Annotated in this window: 12 protein-coding genes; 2 read left to right on the top strand and 10 right to left on the bottom strand. The window is 35.6% G+C overall.

Annotated elements, in window-relative coordinates:
* The first annotated feature begins 105 nt into the window (after positions 1-105).
* Both RT228_RS05195 and RT228_RS05190 read left to right on the top strand, forming a co-directional pair.
* Complete coding sequence (locus RT228_RS05195) at positions 106-1,146, top strand: sensor histidine kinase (RefSeq protein ID WP_039330111.1); 1,041 nt, start codon at positions 106-108, stop codon at positions 1,144-1,146.
* Entirely contained in the window at positions 1,143-1,853 is a 711-nt protein-coding gene (locus RT228_RS05190; protein WP_006261614.1) for a LytR/AlgR family response regulator transcription factor, read from the top strand. The genes RT228_RS05195 and RT228_RS05190 overlap by 4 nt, the downstream gene beginning before the upstream one ends.
* A 745-nt stretch (positions 1,854-2,598) precedes the next feature.
* On the opposite strand, the gene RT228_RS05185 is transcribed toward RT228_RS05190, so the two are convergent.
* The 10 genes from RT228_RS05185 to RT228_RS05140 form a co-directional block, all read right to left on the bottom strand.
* Positions 2,599-3,207, bottom strand: coding sequence for a Type 1 glutamine amidotransferase-like domain-containing protein (locus RT228_RS05185; RefSeq protein ID WP_006261615.1), 609 nt, complete (start codon positions 3,205-3,207; stop codon positions 2,599-2,601).
* A 111-nt stretch (positions 3,208-3,318) separates the two neighbouring features.
* On the bottom strand, positions 3,319-3,879 hold the full coding sequence (locus RT228_RS05180) for a methylated-DNA--[protein]-cysteine S-methyltransferase (RefSeq protein ID WP_006261616.1): 561 nt from the start codon (positions 3,877-3,879) through the stop codon (positions 3,319-3,321).
* Positions 3,880-4,125: 246 nt separating this feature from the next.
* Positions 4,126-5,370, bottom strand: a complete 1,245-nt coding sequence (ilvA, locus tag RT228_RS05175; protein WP_006261617.1) for a threonine ammonia-lyase IlvA — start codon at positions 5,368-5,370, stop codon at positions 4,126-4,128.
* Complete coding sequence (ilvC, locus tag RT228_RS05170; protein ID WP_006258342.1) at positions 5,367-6,413, bottom strand: ketol-acid reductoisomerase; 1,047 nt, start codon at positions 6,411-6,413, stop codon at positions 5,367-5,369. The genes ilvA and ilvC overlap by 4 nt, the downstream gene beginning before the upstream one ends.
* 353 nt (positions 6,414-6,766) lie before the next feature.
* A complete protein-coding gene (gene ilvN / locus RT228_RS05165) occupies positions 6,767-7,279 on the bottom strand; it encodes an acetolactate synthase small subunit (protein WP_006258343.1) in 513 nt (170 codons plus the stop codon).
* A gap of 12 nt (positions 7,280-7,291) precedes the next feature.
* Entirely contained in the window at positions 7,292-8,986 is a 1,695-nt protein-coding gene (gene ilvB, locus RT228_RS05160; protein ID WP_006261618.1) for a biosynthetic-type acetolactate synthase large subunit, read from the bottom strand.
* 292 nt (positions 8,987-9,278) lie between these two features.
* Positions 9,279-10,982: a dihydroxy-acid dehydratase gene (gene ilvD / locus RT228_RS05155; RefSeq protein WP_006261619.1), complete on the bottom strand. Its 1,704-nt coding sequence runs from the start codon at positions 10,980-10,982 to the stop codon at positions 9,279-9,281.
* Positions 10,983-11,699: 717 nt separating this feature from the next.
* Positions 11,700-12,413 (bottom strand): DNA alkylation repair protein, encoded by a 714-nt coding sequence (locus RT228_RS05150; RefSeq protein ID WP_006261620.1) that lies wholly within the window; start codon positions 12,411-12,413, stop codon positions 11,700-11,702.
* Between the two features lie 108 nt (positions 12,414-12,521).
* Positions 12,522-13,010 (bottom strand): PaaI family thioesterase, encoded by a 489-nt coding sequence (locus tag RT228_RS05145; protein ID WP_006258348.1) that lies wholly within the window; start codon positions 13,008-13,010, stop codon positions 12,522-12,524.
* A gap of 58 nt (positions 13,011-13,068) precedes the next feature.
* Entirely contained in the window at positions 13,069-13,704 is a 636-nt protein-coding gene (locus tag RT228_RS05140) for a LysE family translocator (protein WP_006261621.1), read from the bottom strand.
* Between the last annotated feature and the right edge of the window lie 51 nt (positions 13,705-13,755).

Here is a 13,755-nt window from a genome sequence, read left to right as displayed (position 1 = left end):
GTAAGCACTTTCTCTTTTTACTTTTTCGACCAACACTCTATTTTATCCGATGAACACTCTTTATTTAAAAACTAAGTTTTTATAGCTTTACAAAAAACAATACTTATGAAGACAGTAGAGGTTTTATCCATCCAAAAAGAAAGAAAATTACACTTACTCTTATGGCTATTCATCATCTATATTTACTATGTTCACTTAGATTATAATGCTCCATATTTAATTAGATTTACTGATTTCTCTATTCTAAATAATACCACTGCTATCATCTTCGTTAGCGTTTTTTACTTTCATTACCTTTACATTATGCCTCAAGTGATGAAGTCGTTCACTTGGAAAAAAGTTTTTCTAGGATGGCTATCTTCTTATCTCTTTTTCTTGGTAATAAGAGCTTTTATAGAACAAGGCGTCATATTGTGGATATGGGGCGTACAGAATTATTACCCTGGTACTCCAGTATTATTTTACATCTTTGACAACTTATACTTTAGTCTAATTCCTATTCTTTCTTCTACTATCACTTTTATTATCATCTATTTGATTCGAAGTCTACAATTAAATCAAATTATAAAACAAGAAAAGAATGAAGTAGAATTGCGCTTTTTAAAATCACAGATAAATCCTCATTTCGTCTTTAATACACTAAACAATATCTATTCTTTAGTCTATCAGAAGTCTGAACAGGCGCTCCCTGCTATAGATAAACTAAGTCAACTCATGAGGTATATGACTTATGAAACGGATACAGATCATATAGAACTTCAAAAAGAAATCAACTATATACAGGACTTCATTGACCTAGAGAAAATGCGTATCGCAGGACAAACACATATCATCCTAGACATAGATATAGAAAATCCTAGTCTACTCATTCCTCCTTTATTGTTACTTCCTTTCATAGAGAATGGTTTTAAACATGGAATATTAACAGATCAAGAACATCCTTTTACAATTGCGATTAAACAGCATAATAACCTACTTGAAATACATACTCAAAACAGGACTAACAATTATAACAAGGATAAGACTAGTGGAATAGGTCTAGCCAATATCCACAAACGCTTAGATTTACAATTTCAGAATAAACATACTTTGAAAATTACAGAAGAAGCGAATATCTTTACTTGCCAACTATCCATTGAATTATGAATCCTATCCGATGCTATATACTAGATGACGAACCCTTAGCGGTAGCCTTACTAAGCGATTATGTACAGAAGTCTCCTCAGCTAGAGCTAGTAGGAAGCTCTACCTCTGCATTAACAGCTTTAACTGAATTACAACAACTAGACATAAACCTGTGCTTCATCGATATACAAATGCCTGAACTAACAGGACTGCAAATCATGAATCTACTGGGGAGAAAGGCTTACTTCATCATCACCTCAGCGTATAACCAATATGCATTAGAAGGATATGAACATAATGTAATCGATTATCTATTAAAACCGATTACCTATGAGCGTTTTTTTAAAAGCATACAGAAGGCTTCTCCCATTATACAGCAAAATAATATAGTGACAACTCCTCCAAAAATAGATCAAGAGAATCACTTATTTATCAAAACAGATGGTAAGCATATCAAAGTACTCTTTAATGATTTAAAGTATATAGAAGGGTTAAAAGATTATTTGGTATTACATCTAGTGAATGAACGTCTTATCACGCTATGCACTTTAAAGGAGATGGAAGATAAACTACCTAGTCATCAATTTATCCGTGTACATAAATCCTTTATTATCAACAAACAACACTTAGATACTATAGAGCGCAATAGACTATATATAGATAAGGCCATCATCCCTATAGGAGAAACTTATAAAAAATTGGTATTAGGTCAATTATTAAAGGAATAAGTTCTCTTCTATTATTTAAACATAATCGATTAATTATTACTCTGATATATAGTTTAAATACACCTATTACCTTATTTACAATGTTGGATTTATCTAATCAACTGTAAGTAGATTTTACTCTTGTTGTACTCCCAATTCTACTTGCTTTGACATATTTCAATACTAAATCTAATATCCATCCTTCGTGACTCCGTTAAAACATCCAAAATAACGGACTCACTACGGACTCATAACGGACTCACTACGAACTCATACCAATTAAATACCGTATAACTCTTTACTATAAGAACACTCTGGATACAAAAAAAAGAAGGTGATCTTTCGGATCACCTTCTAAGTGTTGAGTTAATCTTAAAACAACAATAATGAACTATGTGAGGTAAAATTACTTGATTCCAATTCAAAATAAATATAGATATCAAATGTAATTAGAAGAATACTAACTCATTTCAATGTTTTATATCTAATGAAGTATATTCAGACAAATAAGAATTAAAAAAAGGCTACATCACTGTAACCTTCTAAAAATTTCTTAACACTTTAATTGTAATTGTTTCCTTTTCTAAGGAAAGAAAAATAATAACGAAAGATTGATAAAAAGATAAGGGCAATTCTACTCTATCAATCTCTCATCGTTTTTAATTTGTTTGGTTACTGCAAGCTATTACATTTGATAAGAAGAACAAACTATAAAAGCTGACCAATTTCAAACATTATCCCCCCTATTCCACTTTTACACTTTGAATTATAGTGACAACACCTCTATTTCTTGGTTTTGGACAGTCAGAACTTGGTAATTATTTAACAACACTAAAGGCAATTTATCCTTATATTCTTGATATACTTGTTCAGCTACTTCTGTAAAAGGTTCACATCCATAATGTACTAAAGGATATTGATCTATCATTCCCATTGCCTTGTATTCTGTCAACTTAGGGGCAAATGATTTGTCATCCATTGCCTCTATATATCGAATGTCAGGACACATCACAACACTTCCTGCCGAAGTCCCTATATACAGCTTCCCTTTAGACACCTCTGCTTTTATTAAGTAATCAGCACCCATTTCTTTTAAAGTTTGGAGTAGGTAAAAAGAATTTCCGCCTGATACAAAAATGTAATCATTAGTACTTACTTTCTCTCTGATTTCTTCATTACTTGCTGTACTCAGTTCTAATACATCTACAATGATTCCTAAACTTTCGAAAGCTCTTTTGTCATTTTCTACATGTCCCACATACTCTTCTACTACACTGGCTGTGGGAATAAAGGTCACCCTTTTTCCTTTTACTTCTTCACCAGCAAAGTCACTAAATAAGCTAACTACATCACAGAATGAAGAACTTAAAAACATCTTTATCACGATACAAATTCTTAAAATTGATAAAACTAAAGTACAATTCTTACTAATACGCTTTTGCGATTAATTATAGCTATTTTCAAACCACAATTTACTATATTGACCTCAGTATAAACTCAATGTTAACTGAGAAGAAGAGAATCTCTCTTTATTCTCTAATTCTAATAAGAATTTCTTTCTCCAAATCCCTCCTCTGTAGCCTGTTAGACTACCATCAGTACCTATAATTCGGTGGCATGGAATCACAATAGCTATTCTATTCATCCCATTCGCATTCGCTACAGCTCTAATACTTTTTGGAATCTGTAGATACTCCGACTGTTCTTTATAAGACTTTGTTTCTCCATAAGGGATATGGAGAAGTCCATTCCACACCTGTTGTTGGAATGCTGTTCCTATTAGATCTAATGCAACACTAAAAGTAATCAGCTCTCCTTCAAAGTACTTCTTTAACTCCTCTTTCAACTGGGTAATATGTTTGTTCTCTCCAGATACAATCACGGCATTCTTCTCTTTACTAAGATGATCATACTCCTTCTGTATTCCCTCAATATCAGCAAACTCTAATAAACAAATTCCCTTATCTGTAGCACAGACCACGATAGTACCGATAGGAGTTTCTAGTTGTTGTAAATCTATAATACATTGTTCTGTACTTTGTCCCATAACGAATAGAGCTTATTTTCAGTCTACTAATTTAAAACTAGAATACACATCGACCAAATACTACAAAACAATTCTACTCCTGAAATCTTTCATTCATTCTATAGCTATACTTAAATCACTTAGGACTATCTGTCCTATATAATTACTCTTGACAACAACTCTATTCTAAAATAAAATAGGTTCCGAGAAACAATCGGAACCTATTCAATGCTGACTTACTAATCAAGTCATTTATAAAGAAATCTACTAGCCAACTAAATGAGTAAATAGTGCTTCATTATCATTTAAATACTGATAATTAAAATTATGTTTCTCTAATTGTTTAATCAGATGATCATAATCGAGTCTGTTGGCTAATTCTATCCCCACTACTGCAGGGCCTCTCTCTCTATTATTCTTTTTGGAAAACTGAAAATAAGTGATATCATCATCTTTTCCGAGTACTTCATTGACAAACTCCTTTAACGCTCCTGGGCGTTGTGGAAAATTAACGATGAAATAATGCTTTAACCCTTCATATAAGAGTGAGCGTTCTTTTATCTCTTCTGTACGCGTAATATCGTTATTACTTCCACTTACTATACAGACTACCTTTTTGCCCACCAATTTATCTTTATACAAATCAAGAGCGGCTATACTCAAAGCTCCAGCTGGCTCTACCACAAGTGCTTCTTCATTATAAAGCTTGAGAATAGTAGTACATACCTTTCCTTCGGCTACTGTTATTACATCGTGCAAACTCTCTTTACAAATAGCAAAGTTTAAATCTCCAACTCGCTTAACAGCAGCCCCATCTACAAAGGTATCTACTGTATTTAATGCCGTATTCACATTCTCTTGAATAGAAGTCTGCATAGATGCTGCCCCTACTGGTTCTACTCCTACTATCTGAGTATGTGGGCTTAGGTGCTTAAATACAGTACTAACTCCGGCTGCTAAACCTCCTCCTCCAATAGGGACAAATACATAATCAATAGGCTCTTTCATAGCCTGTAATACTTCTAATGCTACAGTACCCTGACCTGCGATTACCTCTTCATCATCAAAAGGATGAATAAACACCGCTTTATTCTCTTTACAATATAAGCTTGCTTCTGCATAACAGGCGTCAAATGTATCTCCTTTCAAAACGATGTTTACCTTGTCCCTGCCGAATAGTTTGACTTGATCTATCTTCTGTTTAGGAGTAGTAATCGGCATAAATATCGTTGCGTGAATATCTAGGTGATGACAAGCAAAAGCGACTCCCTGCGCATGATTACCTGCACTAGCACATACTACACCTCCAGACTGCTCGTCTGGAGTAAGTGTAGTGACCTTATTATATGCTCCTCTCAACTTATAAGAACGGACAGGTTGTAAATCTTCTCTTTTCAAATAGATATCTGCCTGATATACTGTACTTAGGTTTAGATTTTTCATTAAAGGAGTCTGGACGACGACTCGTGCAATATTCTGTTGTGCTTGATATACTTTTGTCAATAAGTTCATGATTGGGATGGTCTTAGTTTTCTCACCTCAGCACCTGTTTGCCAAAGTTCGCTTTCTCTTAATTCTTTTAATTCTTCTTCTAGCTTAGCTCTGTAATCTTTCTCGCTATTTGCCTTAATCACAATCTCTGCCTCTCTTCCTGACGCTACACTCTCATATAACTCTTTAAATACAGGAGTAGTAGCATCTCTAAACTTATCTTTCCAATCTAGTGCTCCTCGCTGTGCTGTAGTAGAACAATTAGCATACATCCAGTCCATTCCTCGATCTGCTACTAAAGGCATTAAACTCTGTGTCAACTCCTCTACTGTCTCATTAAATGCTTCGCTAGGTGTATGTCCCTTTGCTCTTAATACATTATACTGCGCTTCAAAAATACCTGCGATAGCTCCCATTAACACTCCTCGTTCTCCAGTCAAATCACTATAAGCTTCTCGCTCAAATGTTGTTTCAAACAAATAACCTGAACCAATAGCAATACCTACGGCTAAAGCTCTCTCCTGTGCTCTACCTGTAGCATCTTGGAAAATAGCATAGCTTGAGTTTAGTCCACATCCTTCTAAAAACAATGTACGCAATGATGTTCCTGACCCTTTCGGTGCTACTAAAAACACATCTATTCCTGCTGGTGGAATAATATTCGTTTTCTGATGAAAAGCTACTCCAAAGCCATGAGAAAAATACAATGCTTTACCTGCTGATAGATTACCTTTAACTGTCTCCCATGTATGGATTTGTCCTGCATCTGATAGTAGGTTCATGATAATTGTACCACGTTGGCAAGCTTCTTCAATATCAAATAGCGTTTCTCCTTCTACCCATCCATCCGCTACTGCCTTATCCCAACTAGTAGAATTCTTGCGTTGCCCTACGATCACATTGATCTTATTATCTCTTAAATTCTGTGCCTGTCCTGGTCCTTGTACTCCATAACCAATAACAGCCAACACTTCATTCTTTAATACTTCTCTTGCTTTATCTAATGTAAATTCTTCTCTAGTCACTACATTCTCTAGTGTTCCTCCAAAATTAATTTGTCCCATTTTTTATAGTTTTTTGTGATTTTGTTTTTTTTGTGATTTCGTGAAATCGTTTTTTTGTGATGTTGTGATGTTGTGATGTTGGCGCGGATTTGTAATCCGTGACATATATCTCGTTTAAAGCTCTCTTGACTTCCCTGTTCCCTGTTCCCTGTTCCCTGTTCCCTGTTCCCAGTTTTCTGTTTTCTGTTTCCTGTTTCCTGTTTCCTATTTTCTATTTTCTAACGTAGCGCCTACCTAGTAAGAGTAGTGCGACAAAGCGGTGACTCCCTAGCCGAAGGCAACTTCCTTAAGGCGTAGCCATACATTCTTAATTCTTAATTTTAGATTCTTAATTCCCCGAAGGGTAAACATTCTTAGTTCTTAATCAAATAAAGCTCTTCATAGTTCATAGGCTTCGTAATCGCTACTCTGCCAGAACGAGTAAACTCTAGTACACCATAACTAGACAACTGAGTAAAAAGATTCTCTATTTCTTCTATATACCCTGTTTTCTCTATCGCTATAAAATCTTTATCTACTGATAATATTCTAGCTTGATTCGCTCTAATGATTTGTTCTACTTGGGTATTAGACAATAAATTTGTCTTTACTTTATAAAGTGCTAGCTCTTGGTAAATAATATCACTATTCTTATGTGCAAATACCTTAAACACCTCTACTAATCGCTCTAACTGACCAATCAATTTATCAACTTGCTCTTGTGTACTTTTAAATACTACGGTGTATTTAAAAACCTGTTTTATCTCAGATTCTGACACTGTAAGACTATCTAGATTAATATGTCTACGCGTAAAAACATTGGTTATTCTCGTCAGCATCCCAATACTATTTTCAGTAAAAACCGACAATGTGAATTCCTCTTTCATACTCCTTGTCTTTTAATTTAATAATACATCAGAAACACTTGCTCCTGTTGGAATCATTGGATATACATTTTCTTCCTTCTCTACTACTATTTCTAATAGATAAGCTCCCGGATGAACAAGCATCTCTTCTAATGCATGTCTTAAGTCAGTTGCATGTTCTACTTTATTGCCTTTGATATTATACGATTGAGCAATACCTACGAAATTAGGGTTGTTCATCTCCGTAAAACTATACCTCTTCTCAAAGAACATCTGCTGCCACTGTCTTACCATTCCTAAAAAACTGTTGTTTAGAATAATCATTTTCACCCCTATATTACTTTGCATAATTGTACCTAGTTCTTGAATATTCATCTGAAAACCTGCGTCCCCTGCTATCGCAACTACCGTTTGTTGAGGATTGCCTAGCTTAGCACCTACAGCCGCAGGAAGAGCAAACCCCATTGTCCCCAATCCTCCAGAAGTGATATTTGTCTTAGGTGAATTGTACTGATAATGACGGGCTGTTATCATCTGATGTTGTCCTACATCCGTTACAATGACAACTTCCCCTTTTGTCAATTCTGTCAATAACTTAACAGCATCCTCCATCATAATCTTGTCTGTATTGACTTGCTGTTTGTGAACTCTCAACTGTTCTACTTCATATGCTTTGCCTTGTTTAAACTCAGAAAGCCAATCCTTATGAGTACGCTGTTCTACTAGTTCAATCAAAGTATTTAATGCCTTTTTAGCATCACTTCGTATTCCGATATCTGCCTTAATAATTTTATTTAACTCTGCTGCATCTATATCAATATGAATAACCTTAGCTTGCTTTGCATATCGAGATACATCTCCAGTTACCCTATCGTCAAAGCGCATTCCTATAGCGATTAATACATCACACTCATTCGTCTTTACATTCGCTGCATAATCACCATGCATTCCAAGCATTCCACAGAAATGACTATGATTACTAGGCAATGCTCCTAAACCTAAAAGCGTGGAAGCAGTAGGTATATCTGTCTTTTCTACAAAGGCTTTTAACTCTTGTTCTGCATGACTTAATAATACCCCTTGTCCTACTAACAAATAAGGTTTTTTTGCCTTATTAATTAAATCAGCTGCTTGGTGAAAGCGTTCTAAATCGACTGGAGGTTCTGGAGCATAACTTCTCACCTCAGAACATGGTTTATATTCAAAAGCAGTCATTCCGAACTGAGCATCCTTTGTGATATCAATCACAACAGGTCCAGGTCTTCCAGCCTTCGCTAGATAAAATGCTTTGGCAATAGTAGGTGCTATCTCTGAAGCCTTAGTCACTTGGTAGTTCCACTTCGTAATCGGCATCGAAATACCTATTACATCTGTCTCCTGAAACGCATCTGTCCCCAATAATTGAGATGTTACCTGTCCTATAATGCACACCACAGGTGTTGAATCAATATAGGCATCTGCTAACCCTGTAATCAAATTAGTTGCTCCTGGTCCTGAAGTAGCAAAGACTACTCCTACTTTTCCAGAAGCTCGTGCAAATCCTTGTGCTGCGTGTATTGCTCCTTGTTCATGGCGCACTAAAATGTGTTCTAGCTCATCCATTTTGTCATAAAGAGCGTCATAGATGGGCATTATGGCCCCACCTGGGTACCCGAATATTGTCTCTACTCCTTCACACAACAAAGAAGATATTACTGCTTGTGCTCCTGTTATTTGTTCTTGTTGCATATTTTGTGTTTTTTTGAAATCGTTTTTTTTGTGATGTTGTAAGGTTGTGAAACCGTCTTTTTGTGATGACGTGATATCGTGATGTTGTTTTGTAGGGCGAATTGCAATTCGCCCCTACCGTTGTGTGCCGATAGGACGTGATGTTGTGATGGTGCGGATTTTTAATCCGTGACGTGTATTCTCCTGACTTTCCTATTTTCTGTGACACGCATGATAATGCGTCTCTACATGACATACAGAATCAAATAATAAATGCCCTAGGCAAACATTCCTAATTCCTAATTTTAAATTCTTAATTCCCCGAAGGGTAAACATTCTTAATTCTATCCGTAATACATCCCTCTGATGCATCTGCCACACAGTTTGAGTATTTATACAATACTCCTTTTTTAAACTTTAGTGCTGGCTTTTGCCACTTTTCTCTACGGGCTTCTAATACCTTCTGATCAACTAATAGCTCTAGCTTTCTATTCTCTACATCAATGCTGATGATATCTCCATTCTCTACTAATGCAATTGTACCTCCATCATACGCTTCAGGAGTAATATGCCCTACTACAAAACCATGTGTTCCTCCTGAGAAACGACCATCCGTGATAAGAGCTACACTCTTGCCCAATCCTGCTCCCATAATTGCAGAAGTAGGCTTAAGCATCTCTGGCATTCCTGGACCTCCTTTAGGTCCACAATATCGAATAACGATTACTTCCCCTGGCTGAACTTCTTGAGCCGATACACTTGCAATAACTGCATACTCATCATTGAATACTCTTGCTTTCCCCTTAAAGAACGTTCCTTCCTTACCGCTGATCTTGGCTACACTTCCTTTCTCTGCTAGATTTCCATAGAGAAATTGTAAGTGTCCACTTTCCTTAATAGGAGTAGTTATATCCACAATAATATCTTGGTCCTTAGCCAAGTCTTTTGCTAGACTTAAGTTTTCTCTTACTGTCTTTCCTGTTACTGTAAGACAATCTCCATGCAATAATCCCTGATCCAACAGATGTTTCATAATAGCAGGTACCCCTCCTATTTTGTGCAAATCTTCCATAAGGTACTTTCCACTAGGTTTTAGATCTGCTAAGACAGGTACTCTATCGCTAATCTCCTGAAAGTCCTTTAGTGTAATCTCAATGTCTACAGCATGTGCCATCGCAATTAAGTGAAGTACAGCATTCGTAGATCCTCCTAGTGTAATCACCATTGTCATCGCATTCTCAAAAGCTTCTTTAGTCATAATATCTGATGGCTTAATGTCTTTCTCTAATAGATTTCTCAAAGCCTGTCCCACTTCTAAACACTCCTGTTTCTTCTCACTACTTAGAGCAGGATAGGAAGAACTATGTGGTAAACTCATCCCCAGAGCTTCTATGGCTGATGCCATTGTATTGGCTGTGTACATCCCTCCACAGGCTCCTGCTCCAGGGCAAGCATTCTTAATCACCCCTTTGTAATCTTCTTCTGAAATAGAGTTGCTAAACTTCTTGCCCAATGCCTCAAAAGCAGAGACGATATTTAGTGATTCGTCCTTGTATTTCCCCGAGTGTATAGTACCGCCATATACCATAATAGCTGGTCTATTTAGTCGCCCCATCGCGATAATTGCACCTGGCATATTCTTATCACAACCTGGGATAGCAATGACAGAGTCATACCATTGTGCATTAACCACTGTCTCAATAGAATCTGCTATAATATCTCGAGATACAAGAGAATACTTCATACCTTCTGTCCCATTCGAAATACCATCACTCACACCGATTGTGTTGAAGATTAACCCTACTAGTCCACTTTGTTTGACGCCTTGTTTTACATACTTCGCCAGATCGTTTAAGTGCATATTACAGGTATTGCCTTCATAGCCCATGCTTACAACACCTACCTGTGCCTTATCTAAGTCTTCTTCACTTAGTCCGATTCCATAGAGCATAGCCTGTGCCGCTGGCTGTGTTTGGTCTTGTGTGATTACTCTACTGTACTTGTTCAATACATTCATAACTGTGTTTTTTGGTTGATTATATATCCTTGATAGCGAAACGATTAGAGAAGTCTAATTGCAAAATGCTATAAACAAAAAAAGCCTCCCGATAACGGGAGGCTTCAAATATTCTTTATCTCTAGATAGAAAAAATCAGCATAGCGACTCCCGTGCAAATGTGTTTACCACAATCACAATAATTAGAACCACTAGAATGTTTACTAAATTTTTCATCTTTTTTGTTTCTGATCTATAGGTCAAAGATATAAATTGATTTAACACAACCAAACAATAAAAAACAACTTACTTAATATTTTAATCAAAAAATAGGCAGTTTTACAGTGTAAAAAACAAACAAATTCAGTATAAAATATAAAAAAACCACTACCTTCAACATCACCTCTAAAATTATTTAACAAATAATAGTATTTAATCTGTCAAAAACAGTTTCTATAAACAAGGTCAAGTCTTGCTACGACTAGCTTCATCTCTAAAAGTGTTTTTTTGCTTAAAAAAGATGTATTTTATTCATTTGTGACTCCAAAAACACCCTAAAAGACTCTATTATGTTCAAAAATCGAATAATTGAAGTCATCTCATTTTTTACTAAAAAAAACTTCATAAAAGTTTTAATTAATACTATTTTTAGCCCTATAAATACCCCAAAAAAGCAAAAAGGACACCTGTGAAAGTGCCCTTTTTCTTCTTATTCTGTCAGATTATTCTATTTCTAAGTTATTTCTTCATCGCTTCTGCTTTTAAATCTAAAGGCATTTTTTCGATAGCATAGCGCAATGTCGTTCTAGACATTACTACCTTATACTGCATAATGAATTCATATACTTCAACCTGATGTGACTTACTAGCCTCTTTTAGCATCCAACCTGTTCCTTTCTGTACTAGGTCATCCTCATCTTTCATTAACAAGATTGCTAATTCAAATACTTTCTCTAAGTACAATCCCTTCCTAGCAGGTACTACTAGACTTACAGCCGCACCTCTGCGCATCCAACGATTAGGTGAAGTCGCCCATAAGGTTAACTGCTCTATCTCTAAAGGATATTTTATGAATAAAGGCCCAATAGTAGAACAGCAGAGCGTATCACAATCTGCCCAGCTTTGAACATACTTATTCAACCACAGACCAAAGTACTTCATATCTGTATCTTCGTATTGACGATGTAATCGCTTCGTTATTATACAAGCGATATAAGCCTCTTCAAAATAAAGCGATTTCCACAATTCTTGACATAGCAAGTATATTTCTTCTTTAGGCTTTGCTTTAAGGTCATTAAATAGTTCTTTTCCTATCTTACTTAAGATCTCTTTGGACACACCATACTCTTTAGGCTGTTCATCTCCTTTAAAGAAACGAGAAGAGACCACTATGTTTTGTGGGTCTACATAGTCTTGTAGTGTTTGACGTATATCAGATAATAACTCTTTCATTACAGATTATTTATAAACGAAAGATATTCTATTTTCAAAAACTAATCTTGATTTTACACTGCGAAATATTAGCACAAAAAAAGCCCACTTATTTAGTGGACTAATATATTATCTAAAGATCATACAGTTGGACACAGCATGTGCATATAATTTGCCTTCTGCATCTAGTAATTCACATTCTAAGTAAGCTGTAGTACGTCCTTTATGGATAATCTTCGTCTTCGTAGTTAAAGGAGGAGTATCCGCAGTTATTCTTCTCAAGAAATTCACTTTTAAATCTAATGAGGTAAAGCTTTCTCCAATCTCTAGGGTACTCAATAAAGAACATCCTATTGCCGAATCTAATACCGTACTAATGATACCTCCATGTACACTTCCTATTGGGTTATAATGGAACTCTTCTCCTTTTAGTTCGAATATGACCTGTCCTTTTTCTACAGAAACTACTCTAGAGGAGATTGTTTCTTGTATAGGAGCCATAGGTAAATTCCCTTCTAATACCTGCATTAAAAACTCATATCCATTTAACTTCTTTGCCTCTTCTAAAGTTTTATTAGGGTCTTCCCAAGAGAAAGTACGCGTTCTATTGATGCTCATAATTTTAGTTTTTAGATTAGTTTAGAGCTAAAAGTACTAAATCCTAAAAACAGAAACACTATTTTCCCTTTGAAATAGCCATTTTAAAAGCTAAAAACAACAATACGCTCCCCATAAACCACTTCTGTACTTTCACCCATAGAGGTTGTCTCTGAAAGAAAGAAGCCATCTTAGCTGCAAATAATACGATTATGAAATTATTGATAAAACTAACTAATAATTGAGTAGTTCCTAATGTTAAACTCTGTAACAATACAGATCCATAAGCTGGCTTAATAAACTGGGGAAACAAAGAAAGATAAAAAACTGCTACTTTGGGATTCAAGACATTCGTTAAAAAACCTATTGAGAACAACTTACTTGGAGAATCTACTTTAACGCTTTGTTCTACATCAAATATATTCTTTGCATTAGGTTTTAACGCTTGAAACGCCAAATACACTAGGTACAGTGCACCTGTCCACTTCAGTATAGCATAGGCATAAGGTATGGTAAATAATATAGCCGTCAGCCCAAAAGACACTAATACAATATGAAATAGAAAACCGCAAATCACTCCCATCAGAGAGATAAATCCAGCCTTTTTTCCTTGTGATAATGTTCTCGTTATAAGATATAACATATTTGGCCCAGGAGTAATAGCCAAGACTACTGCCGCTATCGCAAACAGCATTAAATCGTGTAGTGGAATCATAAATAATCATTGGTTTAGTCAAGTCAAATGTAATTTTTTTCTCTTGATAGA

The organism is Myroides sp. (assembly GCF_032073645.1).
GTDB classification, from domain to species: Bacteria; Bacteroidota; Bacteroidia; order Flavobacteriales; family Flavobacteriaceae; genus Flavobacterium; species Flavobacterium odoratimimum.
The sequence above is the reverse complement of the archived record's forward strand: the minus strand, read 5'-3'. Positions and strand labels throughout refer to the sequence as shown.

What these genes read in the sequence shown, in the direction of transcription:
- RT228_RS05195 (WP_039330111.1), top strand. Translation starts at nt 106, where the DNA reads ATGAAGACAGTAGAGGTTTTATCCATCCAAAAAGAAAGAAAATTACAC.
- RT228_RS05190 (WP_006261614.1), top strand. Translation starts at nt 1,143, where the DNA reads ATGAATCCTATCCGATGCTATATACTAGATGACGAACCCTTAGCGGTA.
- RT228_RS05185 (WP_006261615.1), bottom strand. Translation starts at nt 3,207, where the DNA reads ATGTTTTTAAGTTCTTCATTCTGTGATGTAGTTAGCTTATTTAGTGAC.
- RT228_RS05180 (WP_006261616.1), bottom strand. Translation starts at nt 3,879, where the DNA reads ATGGGACAAAGTACAGAACAATGTATTATAGATTTACAACAACTAGAA.
- ilvA (WP_006261617.1), bottom strand. Translation starts at nt 5,370, where the DNA reads ATGAACTTATTGACAAAAGTATATCAAGCACAACAGAATATTGCACGA.
- ilvC (WP_006258342.1), bottom strand. Translation starts at nt 6,413, where the DNA reads ATGGGACAAATTAATTTTGGAGGAACACTAGAGAATGTAGTGACTAGA.
- ilvN (WP_006258343.1), bottom strand. Translation starts at nt 7,279, where the DNA reads ATGAAAGAGGAATTCACATTGTCGGTTTTTACTGAAAATAGTATTGGG.
- ilvB (WP_006261618.1), bottom strand. Translation starts at nt 8,986, where the DNA reads ATGCAACAAGAACAAATAACAGGAGCACAAGCAGTAATATCTTCTTTG.
- ilvD (WP_006261619.1), bottom strand. Translation starts at nt 10,982, where the DNA reads ATGAATGTATTGAACAAGTACAGTAGAGTAATCACACAAGACCAAACA.
- RT228_RS05150 (WP_006261620.1), bottom strand. Translation starts at nt 12,413, where the DNA reads ATGAAAGAGTTATTATCTGATATACGTCAAACACTACAAGACTATGTA.
- RT228_RS05145 (WP_006258348.1), bottom strand. Translation starts at nt 13,010, where the DNA reads ATGAGCATCAATAGAACGCGTACTTTCTCTTGGGAAGACCCTAATAAA.
- RT228_RS05140 (WP_006261621.1), bottom strand. Translation starts at nt 13,704, where the DNA reads ATGATTCCACTACACGATTTAATGCTGTTTGCGATAGCGGCAGTAGTC.